Below are 13,617 nucleotides of genomic sequence, written 5' to 3' on the forward strand. Positions count from 1 at the left end.
CGCTGGTCCCGCAGCGCTTAGCCTTCAACGGCGAGCCGCAGCGCAGCCGCGGCCATCGCGGTCGTCGTGGGCAGGTCGGTCATCCACAGCGGCACGGCCGCAGAACGGATGCCGGCAGCCGCCAGGGCGGGCAGCGCCGCGGCATCCGTTTCATCGATCAGCCACGCATCGAGCACGCCGCCTGAACGTCTCGATCCGTAGTGCAAACCCACGCCCACCGCCGATGTCGCCACCCCAATTGTCGACAGGCATGCGTCGGCCATGCCGCGCACGGCCGCGCCGCCGATGATCGGGGACACTCCGACCACCCGGGCGGCGGTGCCGCGCAGGGCGTCGCGAACGCCCGGCACGGCCAGGATCGTTCCCACCGACACGACCGGGTTCGATGGTGGCAGCACGACGAGGTCGGCGTTAGTGATGGCCGCGAGCACGCCCGGTGCAGCGACGGCCGCGGCCAGCCCGCGCTGGAGGAACCCCGTCACGGCTACCCGGGCGCGGTAGCGCACCCACCATTCCTCAAAGTGAATATAGTCACCCGCAGCATGATTATCGATATTCTCGGCGAGGCATACGTGAGTTTCCACCGGCTGGTCGCTCATCGGCAGTAGGCGCGCGCCGGGCTGCCAGCGGCGGCAGAGAAACTCGGTCACCTCCGACAGGGTCGAGCCGCTCCGCAGCAGGTCGGTGCGCACGATATGGGTGGCGAGGTCGAGGTCGCCGAGCGTGAACCAGGACCAGTCGCGGCCGTAGGCGGCAATCTCGGCCGAGGCCCGTCTGGTCTCGTTGGGGCGGCCCCAGCCCTGCTCCTCGTTGATGCCGCCGCCGAGGGTATACATGACGGTGTCAAGGTCGGGGCAGATGCGCAGGCCATCGAGCCACATGTCGTCGCCGGTGTTCACGATCACCGTCACGGTCGCCTTCGGAGCGACGACGGCGAGGTGGGCCAGGAGTCCGCGCGTAAAGCGGGCACCGCCGACGCCGCCGGCCAACACGGTGACGTGCTTCATGATGCACCTTTCGACGTAGCGGAGGAGTACACGATGACCGGGTGCCCGCCGCGCGGGTGTTGCAAAATGAAGCAGTCAACGCCGTAGACGGCGCCGATGATTTCCGGGGTCAGCACCTCGTCGGGGGTACCGGCAGCCACGAGCCGGCCCCCGTCGAGCAACAGGATCTGATCGCAATACGCTGCCGCGAGGTTGAGGTCGTGCAGCGCCATGATCGCCGTCACCCCGAGCGCACGCACCTGCCCGAGCAGCGCGAGCTGCGCGCTCACGTCGAGATGGTTGGTCGGCTCGTCGAGCAGCAATAATTTCGGTTGCTGCGCCATGGCCCGGGCGATCTGCACGCGCTGCTGCTGCCCGCCGCTCAGGGTCTGCCAGCAACGATCGGCCAGCTCCGCTGCACCGACGGCCTGGAGGGCGTCGATAGCGACGACACGATCGTCGTCACCGCCAAACGACCCCATCAGCCTGGTGCGGTGCGGAATGCGCCCCAGCAGCACGACGTCGAGCACGGTCAGCTCCACGCTCGGCGCTGCATTCTGTTCGAGCAGGGCGATGCGCCGGGCCGCTTCCTGTCGCGTCAGCGACCCGATCGAGACGCCGTCGAGGGTGACGGTGCCGGCATCCGCCCTGTCGATGCCCGCGACCAGCCGCAGCAGGGTGGACTTGCCGGCGCCGTTCGGCCCGAGCAGTCCGGTGACGCTGCCGGTGGGCAGCGACGCCGAGAAATCGCGCACAATCAGGGTGCCGTCGATGGCGAACGACAAGCCGTCGAGGTCTACGCCCACAGGTGCGACTTCTTTCTCTTGATCAGCAGGATGAAGACCGGCACACCGATGAACGCGGTGATGATGCCCACCGGCAGCTCACGCGGGTCGAACACCGTGCGGGCCAGGGTGTCGGCGATGACCAGAAACAGCGCCCCGCAGACCGAGACGAGCGGCAGCAGTCGGCGGTGCCCCGGGCCGCTGATACCGCGCACGAGGTGCGGCAGGATGAGCCCGACGAAGCCGATCGACCCGCTCACGGCCACCATCGCACCGGTCAGCAAGGCAACCGCCCCGAGCAATGCCCAGCGGGTGCGATTGACGTTGATACCAAGGCTCGCCGCCGAGGTGTCGCCGAAGGCGAAGGCGTCGAGCCGGGTCGCCGACAGAAGGATGCCGGTGCCGACGACCGCGACACCCGACGCGGCGATTGCCACGCTCTGCCAGGTGGCACCGGCTACAGAGCCGAGCAGCCAGTTGAGGATCTCCCGATAGGAGTCGCCCTTGGCCGCCCAGAAGATGATGAACGAGGTCAGGGCGCCGGCGAGCTGCGCGATGGCCAGCCCAGCGAGCACGGCTCGCACCGGCGTGATCGTGCCGCCCACTCGGGCGATGCTCAACGTCGCGACGAGGGCGAGCAGCGCGCCGAGGAAGGCTGCAACGGGCAGGGCAAACCCGATGCCGAGAATGACTACGCAGACCGCGCCGACGGATGCCCCGCTCGAGAGCCCGAGCAGGTACGGGTCGGCCAGGGGGTTGCGTGTCACGCTCTGCATGACCGCGCCGCTCAGCGCGAGGCCGGCACCGACCAACGCGGCCGTGAGCACGCGCGGCAGTCGCAGCTGCCAGACGATCGAGTCGACCAGTAGCGACACTGGAGCGTCGGTGGGAATGCCGAGGTGCCCGCCGATGCTGCCAGCCACCTGGGCCAGGCTCACCGCCGCCGGTCCGATGGTCACCGCCACCCCGCACACCAGGGCGAGGGTGACCGTGGCCATGACGAGCCACCCGAGGTAGCGAGCCCGGGTCACGAGGCCCCGCGCCGATCGGAGAAGCGGCTCACTCGTTCAGGTCGGCTAGCTGGGAGATAACGGATGACGCGGCCTCGACGTTGCGCATCCCGGCCTCGGTGGAGGCGAATGGCAAAATAATGTAGCGCTGGTTCTGCACGGCATCGAGCGCCCGGGTGGCCGGGTCGGATTCGAGGTGGGCCATCTTGGCTTCGGCGGTGTTCCAGGTCGCGTCGACGAGCACGATCACGCTCGGGTTGGCCTCGATGATCGTTTCCCAGCCCACGGAAGTCCAGGTGTCGCGCACATCTTTGAAGACGTTGGTGAGGCCGGCGGCTTCCATGATCATGGCGGGTGAACCGATACCGGCGCCCACGTAGGGGGTGGTCGTACCGCTGGAGTACCAGAGGGCGGTCGTAGTTCCACTCGGCGGCGTCAGCCCGGCGAGGTCGTCGTTCAACCTGCGCACGAGCTCCTCAGCGGCCGGTTCGGCATCGAAGATCTTGCCGGCTTCCTCGATTTCGCTGAACACCGTGTGGAAGGTGAGCGGGTTGGGCATGCTGTCGCCCTTGCACGCGGCCGGGGAGACGTAGTTGCCCACGCCGAGTGCGGTGAGAGCGTCGCGTTCGCCCACGCCGTCGACGCTGAAATTGGACTCCCAGCCGCCGTAGATGAAGTCGGGGTTCAGACCGAGAACGGCCTCCTGGCCGGGGAGAAATTCGCTGATCACGTTGAGGTCGGCGCCGGCCGCGGCGAGCGAGGATGGCAGGGGGCCGTCGAGGAAAGCGGATCCCACGATGCGCTTGCCGAGACCGAGCGCGAGCAGCAGCTCGGTCGCCGAGGACTTTATCGAGACGATGCGTTCGGGGGCCGCCGTGACGGTCAGGCTCGTGCCGCAATTGTCGACCGTGACCGGGTAGTTCGCGGTGGCAGCGGGCGTCTGGGCCGGTGCGGTGGCGGGCGTTATCGCAGCGACGCATCCGCTCAGCAGCAGAGCGCCAATCGCGACGGCTGTCAGGGCAGCCGGATGGCGCCGGATGGTTCGACGATTCATGAGGTCTCTTTCGACTCTTCGCGGGCGGTCACCCGGCCGGCTCGGCGAGCACAACGCCGAACGGACCGGTGCTAACTAGCGGAATAATGGTCGACCTCAGCCCAAATCCAGGCCAGCGGGACCGGTCAAAGCGAACCGGTGGTCAGCCTCAAGCCTAGGCCCGTCAGACACTGCGCCCAGCGATGCCCCGGCCGGGGCGCGTAGCGCGATTTCCTCGATGAGATTGTGCATAGCTCTTGTCCCTGGCTGCGTTGGACGACAGGATGATGAAACTACAACGAAGTGGAAGGCGCAGTATGAGCGTGGGCACTAACGGCACTAACGGCACTGCAAACAGTGTTCGAACGGCGATCACCCAGGCCACCTGGACCGGCGACGAAGAGTCCATGATCGCCAAGCACGAGGGCTTCGTGCGCACCGCGGCCGCGCAGGGCGTGCAGGTGATCTGCTTTCAGGAACTGTTCCACGGCCCCTATTTCGGCATCGTGCAGGACGCCAAGTACTACGACTACGCGCAGGCCGTGCCCGGCCCCATCGTCGAACGGTTTCAGAAGCTCGCCGCCGAGTTCGCGATGGTCATCGTCGTGCCGATGTACGAAGAAGAACAACCCGGTGTGCTCTACAACACCGCCGCGGTCATCGACGCCGACGGAAGCTACCTCGGCAAGTACCGCAAGCACCACATCCCCCACCTGCCGCAATTCTGGGAAAAGTTCTACTTTCGCCCCGGCAACACCGACTACCCGGTCTTCGACACCCGGTACGGCAAGATCGGCGTCTACATCTGTTATGACCGTCATTTCCCCGAGGGCTGGCGCGCGCTCGGCCTGAACGGTGCCGAGATCGTGTTCAACCCCTCGGCCACCAAGCCCGGTCTCTCCAACCGCCTGTGGGAGCTCGAGCAGCCGGCCGCCGCGGTCGCCAACCAGTACTACATCGGCGCCAACAATCGCATCGGCAACGAGGAGGCCGAGTTCGGCGCCGAGGCCGTGACGTTCTACGGCAGCTCCTACTTCGTCGACCCCAAGGGCAACTACGTGGGCGCGATCGCGTCCACTGATACCGAGGAGATCGTCGTGCGCGACCTCGATCTCGGCGTGATCCGCGAGGTGCGCAACTCCTGGCAGTTCTACCGCGATCGTCGGCCCGATTCCTACGAACCCCTCGTCGCGCCCTGACCGCTTCGGCCCTGCTGCTCGAGAACCAGCACCGCGGATGCTGCCGGCCGGCCTGCGCGACGCGGCGGCGGCATCCGCTACCCGCACACTGTCAGTGAAGAGGACGACATGAAGACTTTGATCAGGAATGGCACCGTGGTCAACGCCACGGGACGAGGGCTCGCCGATGTGCTCATTGACGGTGAGAAAATCGCCGCGGTGCTCGCGCCGGGCGCGAATCTGCTCGGCTTCGATGTGGCGGCCAATGTCGATCGCGTCATCGACGCACGCGGCAAGTACGTCATTCCGGGGGGCATCGACGCCCACACCCACATGGAGATGCCGTTTGGCGGAACCCAGGCCAGCGACACCTTCGAAACCGGCACTCGCGCGGCTGCCTGGGGCGGCACCACGAGCATCGTCGACTTCGTCGTGCAGTATGCCGGCGAGAACGTACTCGATCAGTACCAGAAATGGCAGCAGAAGGCCGCCGGCGAGTGCGCCATCGACTACGGCTTTCACCAGATTCTCTCCGACGTACAAGACACCTCGCTCACCGCGATGGACGAACTCGTCGACGAGGGTGTCTCGAGCTTCAAACTGTTCATGGCCTACAAGGGCGTGTTCCTCAGCGACGACGGCCAGATCGTCAAGGCTATGCAGCGCGCAGCGACGAACGGCAGCATGATCATGATGCACGCCGAGAACGGCAGTGTCATCGACCTGCTCGTGCAGCAGGCCGTCGCCGCTGGCAACACGAGCCCGGTGTATCACGGCGTCACTCGGCCCTGGCAGGCGGAAGAAGAGGCCACCCATCGGGCGATCATGCTCGCCAACCTGACCGGCGCTCCCCTGTATATCGTGCATGTGTCGGCCAAGCAGGCCGTGGACCAGATTGCACAGGCCCGAGACACCGGTCAGAACGTGTTCGGCGAGACGTGTCCGCAATACCTCTATCTCTCGCTCGAGGACAACCTCGGCGCTCCCGGATTTGAAGGCGCCAAGTGGGTCTGCTCGACGCCGCTGCGCGCGAAAGCTGAGGGGCACCAGCATCACATGTGGCAGAGCTTGCGAACGAACGACATTCAGATGGTGTCCACCGACCACTGCCCGTTCTGCATGAAGGGTCAGAAAGACCTGGGGCTGACCGACTTCTCCAAGATTCCCAACGGCATCGGCTCGGTCGAACACCGCATGGACCTGCTGTACCAGGGCGTCGTCGATGGCAAGATCTCGCTCGAACGCTGGGTCGAGGTGTGCTCCACCACCCCGGCGCGCATGTTCGGCATGTACGGCCAGAAGGGTGTGATCGCGCCCGGTGCCGACGGCGACGTGGTCGTGTACGACCCGAAGGGGCACACCTCGATTGGAGTGGAGCAGACGCATCACATGAACATGGACTACTCAGCCTGGGAGGGCTACGAGATCGACGGCCACGTGGACACCGTCATCTCCCGCGGCAAGGTCGTCATCGACGATTTCGCCTATCTCGGTACCAAGGGTGACGGTCGCTTCATCAAGCGCGGCCTGAGCCAGTACCTAATCTAGTGACAGTCTGATCTGAGGGGGATGACATGGATTTTGGAGCAGTGCTACAGACCAACCCGCCGTCGGCCCGCACCGTGCAACTGGCCAAACTCGCCGAGGCGCACGGGTACAGCCACGTCTGGACCTTCGACTCCCACCTGCTCTGGCAGGAGCCCTATGTGATCTTCAGCCGCATCCTGGCCGAGACCAGCAAAATCATCGTCGGCCCCATGGTCACCAACCCGGCCACCCGCGACTGGACGGTGACGGCGTCAACCTATGCGACGCTCAACGAGATGTACGGCAACCGCACCATCTGTGGCATCGGCCGCGGCGACTCCGCCGTGCGCACCACCAACGGTGCCCCGGCCACTCTGAAGACCCTGCGCGAGTCCATCCACGTCATTCGGGAACTCGCCAACTCCCGCCCAGTCCTCTACAACGGTGCCACGGTTCAGTTTCCGTGGAGCCGGGGCTCGAGCCTCGAAATGTGGGTCGCCGCGTACGGCCCGCTCGCGCTCAAGCTTGCCGGTGAGGTGGGCGACGGCTTCATTCTGCAGATGGCCGACCTCGATGTGGCCGAGTGGATGATCACGAGCGTGCGTACCGCCGCCTCCGACGCGGGCCGTGACCCGCTGTCGATCACGTTCTGTGTCGCCGCCCCCGCGTACATCGGAACGGACTGGGAACACATGCGCAACCAGTGCCGCTGGTTTGGCGGCATGGTCGGCAACCATGTGGCCGACATTGTGGCCAAGTACGGCTCCAATTCCTCCGTACCCCGGGCGCTGACCGACTACATCAAGAACCGCGCGGGCTACGACTACAACCAGCACGGCAAGGCCGGCAATGAGCACGCCGCGTTCGTGCCCGACGAGATCGTCGATCGGTTCTGCCTGCTCGGCACCGCCAAAAACCACATCGAGAAGCTCGAAGCGCTGCGGGAGCTCGGCGTCGACCAGTTCGCCAGCTATCTGCAGCACGACAACAAGGAAGAAACGATGCGCGTCTACGGCGAAACCGTGATTCCGGCCCTGACCGACTCCATCACGGCCAAGAAATAGTATTTTCATCTCCACCACCACCGACCCAGAAAGCCAGCGATATACGTGACTGACACCAGCACACACACCGTCCCTCCCGCAGCCACCGGCGAGGCGCCGGGCCTCAATGCGCGCACGAGCGAACTCGACCGGGCGCACGTCTTCCATTCCTGGTCGGCGCAGGCGGCCCTGAAACCGCTCGTCATCGCCGGCGGGTTGGGCTGCCGCGTCTGGGATCACGACGGACGAACCTATCTCGACTTCTCCAGTCAGCTGGTGAACGTGAATATCGGCCACCAGCATCCGTCTGTCGTGAAAGCCATCACCGAGCAGGCCGCGCTGCTGACGACTATCGCGCCGTCCACGGCCAACCTCACCCGCGGCGAAGCGGCCAGGCGCATCACCGACCGCGCCCCTGCCGGGTTCAACAAGGTCTTCTTCACCAACGGGGGAGCGGATGCGAATGAGAATGCCATGCGGATGGCCCGCCTCTACACCGGCCGCGACAAAGTGCTCTCGCTCTACAGGTCGTACCACGGCAACACCGGAGCGGCCATCGTCGCCACCGGCGACTGGCGCCGCATTCCCAACGAGTATTCGCGCGGCCATGTGCATTTCTTCGGCCCGTTCCTCTACCGCAGCGACTTCTGGGCCAGCAGCGAGGAGGAGGAATGCGCGCGCGCCCTGCACCATCTCGAACGCGTCATCCAAGGCGAGGGCGTGAGGTCGGTCGCGGCGATTCTGCTCGAGTCCATTCCCGGCACTGCCGGCATCATGATGCCGCCGGCTGACTACCTGCCCGGCGTGCGCGCGCTCTGCGACAAATACGGCATCATGCTCATCCTCGACGAGGTCATGTGCGGCTTCGGTCGCACCGGCCACTGGTTCGCCTTCCAGGCCTACGACGTCGTACCCGACTTGATCACCTTTGCGAAGGGCGTCAACTCCGGTTACGTGCCCACCGGCGGTGTGATCATTTCCGATGCCATCGCGGCCACCTTCGACGAGACGGTCTTTCCCGGCGGACTCACCTACAGTGGGCATCCGCTCGCCATGGCGTCGATCGTCGGTGCCCTCGACGCGATGGAGAACGAGGGCATCGTCGAAAATGCCGCCCGCATCGGCCGCGATGTCCTCGAGCCGGGGCTGAGAACGCTGCAGGCCAGGCACCCAATCATCGGCGAAGTACGCGGCGTCGGTGTGTTCTGGGCGGTTGAACTCGTCGCCGATCCCGATACCCGCGAGCCGGTGAGCGCTACCGTGATGGCCCGGGTGAAAGCCGAACTGCTCGGGCGTGGCCTGCTGCCGTTCCTGATGGAGAACCGCATCCACGTCGTACCGCCCTGTGTCGTCACCGACGCCGAGGTTGCCGAGGCGCTCGCCATCTACGACGAGGTGCTCAGCCTCGATCTTCTTTCCTAACCGCTAAGGACTCTTCACCATGACCGACCTTCCTACCATCCAGCACTACGTCAACGGGGTGGCCTCAGCCGGCACCTCCACCCGCACCGCGCCCGTGTACAACCCGGCCACCGGCACAGTCGCCAAGAACGTGCTGCTGGCCAGCACCGCCGACCTCGACGCGGCCGTCGCCGTCGCCCAGGCCGCCTACCCGGCCTGGCGCGACACGAGCCAGGCCCGCCGCCAAAGCATCATGTACAACTTTCGTGAGCTGCTCAACGCCCGCAAGGGGGACCTCGCCGAGATTCTCACCGCCGAACACGGCAAGGTCATCTCCGACGCGCTCGGCGAGATCATTCGCGGCCTCGAGGTCGTCGAATTCGCCCTCGGCATGCCGCACCTGTCCAAGGGCGAATATTCCGAGAACGTCTCGACCGGCGTCGACGTCTACACGCTGCGCCAGCCGCTCGGCGTCGTGGGCATCATCAGCCCGTTCAACTTTCCGGCGATGGTGCCGCTCTGGTATTTTCCGATCGCAATCGCGGCCGGGAACACCGTCGTGCTCAAGCCGAGCGAGAAAGACCCTAGTGCGTCGAACTGGCTCGCCGAGCTGTTCACCGAGGCCGGGCTACCCGAGGGAGTGCTCAACGTCGTGCATGGTGACAAGGAAGCCGTCGACGCGCTGCTCGTGCACCCCGACGTGCAGGCGATCTCCTTCGTCGGCTCCACCCCGATCGCCCGGTACATCTACGAGACGGCGGCCAGGCACGGCAAGCGCGTGCAGTCCCTCGGTGGCGCCAAGAACCATATGCTCGTGCTGCCAGACGCCGACCTCGACCTCACAGCGGATGCCGCCGTCAACGCCGGTTTCGGATCCGCCGGTGAGCGCTGCATGGCCATCAGTGTCATCGTCGCCGTCGAGCCCGTCGCGGATGAGCTGATCGCGAAGATCGCCCAGCGCGTCAAGGGCCTCACCGTCGGAGACGGCACGCGCGGTTGCGACATGGGCCCGCTGATCACGAAGGTGCACCGCGACAAGGTCGCCGGCTACATCGACATCGCTCAGAATGACGGCGCCGAAATCGTCATCGACGGTCGCGATATCAGCGTCGACGGTGACCCCAACGGTTTCTGGCTCGGCCCGACCCTGTTCGACAAGGTCAGCGTCGACTCGGCCGTCTACCTCGATGAGATTTTTGGACCGGTGTTGTCGATCGTGCGCGTGGCGACCTATCAGGAAGGCCTCGACCTCATCAACGCGAGCCAGTACGGCAACGGCACCGCGATCTTCACCAACGACGGCGGGGCCGCTCGCCGGTTCCAGAACGAGGTGCAGGTCGGCATGGTCGGCATCAACGTGCCCATTCCGGTGCCGGTCGCGTACCACTCTTTCGGCGGTTGGAAGAACTCCCTGTTCGGCGACGCGAAGGCCTACGGTCCCGCCGGTGTGAACTTCTACACCCGAGAAAAAGCCGTCACCAGCCGCTGGCTAGACCCCAGCCACGGAGGCATCAATTTGGGGTTCCCGCAAAACCAGTAGGGCCACCTCGCTCTCGTGGGCCTAGTGGGGCGCAGAGTGGGATTGCTGTACCTGGGCGGCTTCAGCACGAAGAAGGTTTATGACTGTGCGCACGGCGAGGCGTTCGGCGCGGTCGGGGCGCATGAGTGCCACGATCTGCCGCTCCGATTCGATGCCGCGCAGGGGCTTCAGTACGAGACGGCCGGGTTGGCCCCCGCCGGAGGTATAGCGCGGCACGAGGGCGATGCCGAGTCCGGCAATCACGAACGACTCGATCAAAGCGAGGTCGGCGAAACGCTGCGACATCGATAAGTGGGCGCCGGCTTCCTGCTCGATCGCGTGCAAAATGCGTTCGAATGGGTAGCCGTCGGTCACCCCGATCCAGGTCTCCCCAATGAGGTCGCGCGGGCCGACCCAGGCGCGATCGGCGAGCGGATGCCCCACCGGCAGTCCCACATCGAGTGGCTCGGTCATGAGCGGAACAACCGTCAGGCCCCGGCCGGCCCACGACAGCTGCCCGCTCATCGAGTGGGCCAACACAATGTCGTACTCGGCCGTGAACGCCGGAAAGTCGCTCAACTCGGGGTCTTCGTCGGCACAGTTGAGCACGAGGCCGGGCTGAAGGTTCTTGATGACACCGGGCAACAGCATTTGACCGGCCGTGGGAAAGGTGACGAGGCTTACGTCGCCGGTCGCGTTGTTGCGAAATTCGTCCCAGAGCGCGGTCGCCTTCGCGAGTGACACCGCGACATCCGTTGCGCTGCGGGCCAGGGAACGACCCGCATCGGTGAGCACGAGGCCGCGCCCCTGCCGTTGGGTGAGTGGCAAGCCGGCCTCGCGCTCGAGCACCTTGAGCTGCTGGGAGACGGCCGACGGGGTGCGGTGCGTGGCGAGGGCGACGGCCGTGACGCTGCCGCGGTCGGCGAGTTCGCGGAGAAGTTCGAGTCGCTGCACGTCCATGTAGCCAACCTACACAATGCATGCAGAACAATGCGATTGTGCTGAACGGTGGGGGGTGGTTAACTCATATAGTCATACACGAGCAGTGTCGCCTCCGTGCCGGGCCAGTCCATCTCTTTCGAAAGGCACCTCGTGTTCATCCTCATCGCCATCCTGCTCGTTTCCGTCGTATCCATCGCCGCCCTCGTCGTCGAGGTGCACCGCGACGGCTACCGCCAGATCGAGCGCCGTAACCTCGTTCGCATCTTCTAGCAGGAGGACCGGCATCGAGGACTGGTGCCCAACCAAGCCCGAAACCGCAGAGCAGCACCTCCTCAGAACTCGTTGGCCATCACAGGTTGTTCCGTGGGTCGGGGCTGAACTCCAGGCCTAGGGCGTTCCGCGCGTGGCCGAGTCATAGCCCAGGCGGCGGCTAGCCTCGATTGACGCGCTGGCCACGAGGGGGCCGAGTCGGTCAACGTCGTCGGGCGTGACGCGCTGGGTGGGAAAGCCCAGACCGATAGCCCCGGCCAGTTCGCCCATGTGTGTGAAGACGGGTGCGCTGATCGACCCCACGCCGAGGTTGCGCTCTCCGAAGGCGGCGTAGTACCCCTGCGCGCGGGCAACCTCGACCTGGGCATCGAGGGTGGCCAGATTGGTCGGGGTGGATCCCGTGAATGCCCCGAGATCTAACTGCTCGATGGCGGCACGGGCATCCGGATCGAAGGCGAGGAAAATCTTGCCGGGAGCACCGGCGTGCAGGGGCATGACCATGCCGACCATGAACGGCCGGATCACCACGTGTCGTGTCTCGGCCACCGCCACGATGGTGCGGAAGGCCCCGTCGCGAAGGTAGAAGCATGCCGTCTCGCCGGTCTCGTCACGCAGGTCCTGTAGCACCGGCTTCACGAGCTGCACCGCGTCGAGGCCGAGCGTGCCGGGGGCCGCCCAACGCACCACTGCGATTCCAATGCGGTACCGATCGCGATCGCGATCGAGGAGTCCCTCATGCACCATGTCCTGCACGAGGCGCTGGCAGGTACTCGACGGCAAGCCGGTCTTCTTGATGACCTGCTGCAGGGTGAGTTCGGGCGCATCTACCCGGAAACAGTTGAGAATCTCGGTGATTTTGTGCAGCACCAGCGTGGGTGACCGGCTGTTGACCTGCTCTGATGACACGATCGTTGCTCCTACCTCGCTGTTGTGGGCGCTCGGCCCCAGCCTAGGGCTGTGGCGAACCCCGACCGGTTCGAGGTCTTGACAGAACCCCGAAGGAACCCACATGATGGGACTATAACCTATCTGATGGGTTACGCTTCCTGGCTTGCTCAGCCCTGCACACAATGACGTGGAGACACCAATGACACTGTCCAACCTCACAACGGACGCCACGATGAATGCCAGCCAGCCTGGCTCCTCGCGAATCGGCCTCATCGTCCCGAGCTCGAACACGACCATGGAGACCGAGCTGCCGGAGCTCTTCCGACGCCAGACCGCGGCAACCGGCCACACCTACACCTTCCACTCAGCCCGCGCCGCACTGAAGAACGTGACGACGGAGGAACTGCTCGCCATGGCCGCGAAGGCTGCCGACTGCGCCACGGCCGTCTCCGACGCCGACGTGGACGTGATCGCGTATGCCTGCCTTGTGGCAGTGATGGCCCAGGGCCCCGGCGCGCACGAGCCAGCCGAGAACGTCATTCGTCAGGCTGCCCTGGACAACGGTCACCCGGCCGAGGTCACGAGCAGCGCCGGCGCCCTCGTACGCACCCTGCAGCAGCTCGGCGCTCGCCGCGTGGTGATGGTGGCCCCGTACATGGAACCGCTCACCCAAATGGTGAGCGACTACATCGAGGGAGCGGGTATCGAGGTGATCGACACCGTGAGCCTTGGCGTAAACGACAACCTCGCCGTGGGCTGTCTCGATCCGCTCAATCTGCCCGGGTTCGCGCGCAACCTGAAGCATGAGGGAGCCGACGTCATCGTGCTCTCGGCCTGCGTGCAGATGCCCTCCCTTCCCGCGGTGCAGGCGGTCGAGGACGAGCTGGGCCTGCCCGTGATCACCGCGGCAACCGCGACCACCTGGGAGATCCTCCAACTACTCGGCCACACTCCGGCGATCCCGAACGCCGGCGGGCTGCTGGCCGGCACTGTCGCCTCTCTGGTTCCTCGCATTCGCACCGACGCCTAGGGCGC

At 65.6% G+C, this 13,617-nt stretch carries 12 protein-coding genes; 6 read left to right on the plus strand and 6 right to left on the minus strand.

The window, feature by feature from the left end:
- Nucleotides 1-17: 17 nt before the first annotated feature.
- The 4 genes from cofD to E3T50_RS10000 all read right to left on the minus strand — a co-directional run bounded on the left by cofD (nucleotide 18) and on the right by E3T50_RS10000 (nucleotide 3,835).
- Nucleotides 18-1,007, minus strand: a complete 990-nt coding sequence (cofD, locus tag E3T50_RS09985) for a 2-phospho-L-lactate transferase (RefSeq protein ID WP_134551687.1) — start codon at nucleotides 1,005-1,007, stop codon at nucleotides 18-20.
- On the minus strand, nucleotides 1,004-1,792 hold the full coding sequence (locus E3T50_RS09990) for an ABC transporter ATP-binding protein (protein WP_134551688.1): 789 nt from the start codon (nucleotides 1,790-1,792) through the stop codon (nucleotides 1,004-1,006). The genes cofD and E3T50_RS09990 overlap by 4 nt, the downstream gene beginning before the upstream one ends.
- Nucleotides 1,783-2,769 (minus strand): putative F420-0 ABC transporter permease subunit, encoded by a 987-nt coding sequence (locus E3T50_RS09995; RefSeq protein ID WP_134551749.1) that lies wholly within the window; start codon nucleotides 2,767-2,769, stop codon nucleotides 1,783-1,785. The genes E3T50_RS09990 and E3T50_RS09995 overlap by 10 nt, the downstream gene beginning before the upstream one ends.
- Before the next feature lie 61 nt (nucleotides 2,770-2,830).
- Entirely contained in the window at nucleotides 2,831-3,835 is a 1,005-nt protein-coding gene (locus E3T50_RS10000) for a putative F420-0 ABC transporter substrate-binding protein (RefSeq protein ID WP_134551689.1), read from the minus strand.
- Between the two features lie 296 nt (nucleotides 3,836-4,131).
- Here E3T50_RS10000 and E3T50_RS10005 point away from each other — a divergent pair, with 296 nt between their 5' ends.
- The 5 genes from E3T50_RS10005 to E3T50_RS10025 all read left to right on the plus strand — a co-directional run bounded on the left by E3T50_RS10005 (nucleotide 4,132) and on the right by E3T50_RS10025 (nucleotide 10,503).
- The gene (locus E3T50_RS10005; protein WP_134551690.1) at nucleotides 4,132-5,013 is read left to right on the plus strand and encodes a nitrilase-related carbon-nitrogen hydrolase; all 882 of its coding nucleotides are present in this window, start codon (nucleotides 4,132-4,134) and stop codon (nucleotides 5,011-5,013) included.
- Between the two features lie 108 nt (nucleotides 5,014-5,121).
- A complete protein-coding gene (gene hydA, locus E3T50_RS10010) occupies nucleotides 5,122-6,540 on the plus strand; it encodes a dihydropyrimidinase (protein ID WP_134551691.1) in 1,419 nt (472 codons plus the stop codon).
- 26 nt (nucleotides 6,541-6,566) lie between these two features.
- Entirely contained in the window at nucleotides 6,567-7,583 is a 1,017-nt protein-coding gene (locus tag E3T50_RS10015) for a TIGR03842 family LLM class F420-dependent oxidoreductase (protein WP_134551692.1), read from the plus strand.
- Between the two features lie 45 nt (nucleotides 7,584-7,628).
- A complete protein-coding gene (locus tag E3T50_RS10020; RefSeq protein ID WP_134551693.1) occupies nucleotides 7,629-8,984 on the plus strand; it encodes an aspartate aminotransferase family protein in 1,356 nt (451 codons plus the stop codon).
- Between the two features lie 19 nt (nucleotides 8,985-9,003).
- On the plus strand, nucleotides 9,004-10,503 hold the full coding sequence (locus E3T50_RS10025) for a CoA-acylating methylmalonate-semialdehyde dehydrogenase (protein ID WP_134458455.1): 1,500 nt from the start codon (nucleotides 9,004-9,006) through the stop codon (nucleotides 10,501-10,503).
- A gap of 21 nt (nucleotides 10,504-10,524) precedes the next feature.
- Here the strand turns inward: E3T50_RS10025 and E3T50_RS10030 are convergent, their stop codons facing one another.
- Together E3T50_RS10030 and E3T50_RS10035 are read right to left on the minus strand one after the other, a co-directional pair.
- Complete coding sequence (locus tag E3T50_RS10030) at nucleotides 10,525-11,442, minus strand: LysR family transcriptional regulator (protein WP_134551694.1); 918 nt, start codon at nucleotides 11,440-11,442, stop codon at nucleotides 10,525-10,527.
- Between the two features lie 369 nt (nucleotides 11,443-11,811).
- Complete coding sequence (locus tag E3T50_RS10035) at nucleotides 11,812-12,600, minus strand: IclR family transcriptional regulator (RefSeq protein ID WP_166783816.1); 789 nt, start codon at nucleotides 12,598-12,600, stop codon at nucleotides 11,812-11,814.
- A gap of 181 nt (nucleotides 12,601-12,781) precedes the next feature.
- Between E3T50_RS10035 and E3T50_RS10040 the strand changes: the two genes are divergently transcribed.
- Entirely contained in the window at nucleotides 12,782-13,612 is an 831-nt protein-coding gene (locus tag E3T50_RS10040; protein WP_134551696.1) for a maleate cis-trans isomerase family protein, read from the plus strand.
- Nucleotides 13,613-13,617 lie beyond the last annotated feature (5 nt).

The organism is Cryobacterium gelidum (genome assembly GCF_004403985.1).
GTDB lineage: Bacteria > Actinomycetota > Actinomycetes > Actinomycetales > Microbacteriaceae > Cryobacterium > Cryobacterium gelidum.